Origin of the sequence: Streptomyces sp. UNOC14_S4 (assembly GCF_020740835.1) — a bacterium.
Classification (GTDB): Bacteria; Actinomycetota; Actinomycetes; order Streptomycetales; family Streptomycetaceae; genus Streptomyces.
Window position 1 is genome coordinate 1 of record NZ_JAINFC010000710.1, and the last position, 2,966, is coordinate 2,966.

Annotated in this window: 1 protein-coding gene; it reads left to right on the forward strand. The window is 73.7% G+C overall.

Annotated elements, in window-relative coordinates:
• Position 1: 1 nt before the first annotated feature.
• Positions 2–2,966: SDR family NAD(P)-dependent oxidoreductase (locus tag K6I34_RS34700; RefSeq protein WP_229332021.1), on the forward strand; the 2,965-nt coding region annotated here is incomplete at its 3' end.

Genomic DNA, 2,966 nt, shown 5'->3' on the forward strand with positions numbered 1-2,966 from the left:
GATGGTGGGGTTGGCGCGGTGGTGGGAGTCGTGCGGGGTGCGTCCTGCCGCTGTGGTGGGGCATTCGCAGGGTGAGATTGCCGCGGCGCATGTGGCGGGGCTGTTGTCGCTGGAGGACGCGGCGCGGGTTGTGGTGTTGCGGAGTCGGGCGTTGCGGCGGGTGTCGTCGGTGGGTGGCGGGATGCTGTCTGTCGGGGTCAGCGCTGAGCGTGCTGCCGGGCTCGTTGCCGACGATGAGCGGTTGTCGCTGGCGGCGGTGAACGGGCCCGCCAGTGTGGTGCTGTCGGGTGACGTCGAGGCCTTGGCTGCCGTGGTCGACGTATGCGAGCGCGATGGTGTACGGGCGCGGTGGATTCCGGTCGACTACGCTTCCCATTCCGCCCAGATGGACGTGTTACGGGAAGATCTTCAGGCTCTGCTGGCGGATGTCACCCCGCAGCCCGGCGCGGTGCCGATGTACTCGACGGTGACCGGCGAGGCCGTCACCGATCCTGGGGCGCTGTCGGGCTCGTACTGGTACGAGAATCTGCGCAATACCGTCCGGCTGGATCAGGCGGTGCGTGCGGCGGTGGCGGATGGGCACACGGTGTTTGTCGAGTGCAGTCCGCACCCGGGTCTTGTCGTGCCCATCGCGGATGAGCTGGAGGATGTTCCGGGCGGTACGGTTCTGGAGACGCTGCGTCGTGGTGAGGGTGGTCCGGAGCGGTTGGTGACGGCGCTGTCCGCCGCTTTCGTGCGCGGCCTGCCCGTCGACTGGGCGAGCCAGCTCAAGCACGCCGACGCGACCACGCACGTCGACCTCCCCACCTACCCCTTCCAACGCCACCGCTACTGGGTGTCTGCCTCTGACACCGGATCCGTCGGCGCCGGTTGGGGACAGTCCGCCGTCGAGCACCCCGTACTGGGCGCCGCCGTCGACCTCGCCGACACGGCCGGGACGGTCCTCACGGGACGTCTCTCCCTGTCCACGCACCCGTGGCTCGCCGACCACGCCGTGCTCGGGGCGGTGATCGTGCCGGGGACAGTGTTCGTGGATCTCGCCCTGCGGTCCGGTGCCCGGGTCGGCCATGGCGAGATCGAGGAACTGACCCTGCACGCACCGCTCGTCCTGCCCGACACTGGCGGCGTCCTCGTCCAGGTCACGGTCGACGCGCCCGACGCGACCGGGGTACGGGCGATCGCCGTCCACTCGCGGCCCGAGAACGTCCCCGCGAACACCCCCGAGGGCGATGTCCTCGACGACGAGCCCTGGACCCGGCACGCCACCGGCACGCTCGTCGCCCAAGCCATGGGCACCGATCCGGCAGATCCGGGTGCGCCGGACCTCACCGCGTGGCCGCCCCCGGGCAGCGCACCCGTCGCGATCGACGGGGCCTACGAACGGCTGGGCACCACCGGATTCGACTACGGTCCGGTTTTCCAGGGCCTGCGGCGCGCATGGCGGCGCGGCGACGAGCTGTTCGCCGAGGTCGAGCTTCCCGACGAGGCCCGGGCCGACGCCGACCGTTTCGATCTGCACCCTGCCCTGCTCGACGCGGCCATCCATGTACTCGGGATCGCGAACGAGTCCACCGGCGGGGCACGCGTGGCGTTCGCGTGGCGCGGTGTCCGGTCGACTGCCCCGGCCGCCTCCCGCCTGCGCGTCCGGCTGGTGCTCGCCGGGGACGACACGGTGTCGCTGTACCTGGCCGATGACACGGGTGCGGGCGTGGCCTCGGTCGAGGCCTTGACGGTCCGGCCGGTCACGGCGGACCAGCTGCGCCCGGCCGGACCACCGCACCGCGACGCGCTGTTCCGGGTGGACTGGCGGAAGGCCGACGCCGGCACCGCTGCCCCGTCGGCCTGGGCGGCGCCCGGACCAGACACCCGCGCCCTGGTCGGGCACCTCGCCGACGAACACCGGCCGGCCGCCCGGTATGAGGACTTGGCCGCAGCCGCAGCCGCAGCCGCAGCCGCGGCCCCGCACGAGCCCGTGCCCGTGCCCATGCCCGAAACCGTGGTGGTGCACGTCGGGACCGCGCTGCCCGGGAACGGGGAGGACGTTCCCGCCCGGACCCGCCGCTTGCTGTCGTCCGTGCTCGACCTGCTGCAGGCGTGGCTCGCCGACACCCGCTTCGACGGCGTCCGCCTGGTCGTGGCCACGACGGGCGCGCTCGCCGTCCGTCCCGGCGAGCCCGTCACCGATGTCCCGGCGGCAGCGGTGTGGGGGCTGGTGCGGTCGGCGCAGTCGGAGCACCCCGGCCGCTTCGCGCTCGTCGACCTCGACGAGGACGGTACGTCCCTGGCCCAGTGGCCGACGGCACTGGCCTCGCCGGAGCCGCAACTGGCCGTCCGCGAGGGCCTGACATACGTGCCGCGGCTGACCCGCGCGACGCCGTCGCCCGTCGGCGGCACCCGGCTCGACCCCGACGGCACGGTCCTGGTGACGGGAGCCACGGGCGGCCTGGGCGCCCTGGTCGCGCGGCACCTGGTGACGGCCCATGGCATCCGCCGGCTCCTGCTGCTGTCACGGCGGGGCGCCGCCGCGCCGGACGCTGCCGCGCTCCTGGACGGACTCGCCGCCCTGGGCGCCGAGGCCACGCTCGTGGCGTGCGACCTCGCCGACCGGGCCGCACTCGCGGACGAGCTGGCGCGGATCCCCGCGGAGCACCCGCTGACCGCCGTGATCCACACCGCGGGCATCGTCGACGACGGCATCGTCCAGACCCTGACGGCCGGGCACCTGGACCGGTCGCTGCGCCCCAAGGCCGACGGCGCGTTCCACCTGCACGACCTCACCCGGGACGCCGACCTCGCCGCGTTCGTGCTCTTCTCGTCCGGAGCCACCACCTTCGGCGGGCCGGGCCAGGGCAACTACGCCGCCGCCAACGCCTTCCTCGACGGCCTCGCACAGCACCGCCGCGCGCTCGGGCAGCACGCGATCTCACTGGCGTGGGGCCTGTGGGCGGGCTCGCGGGGCATGGGCG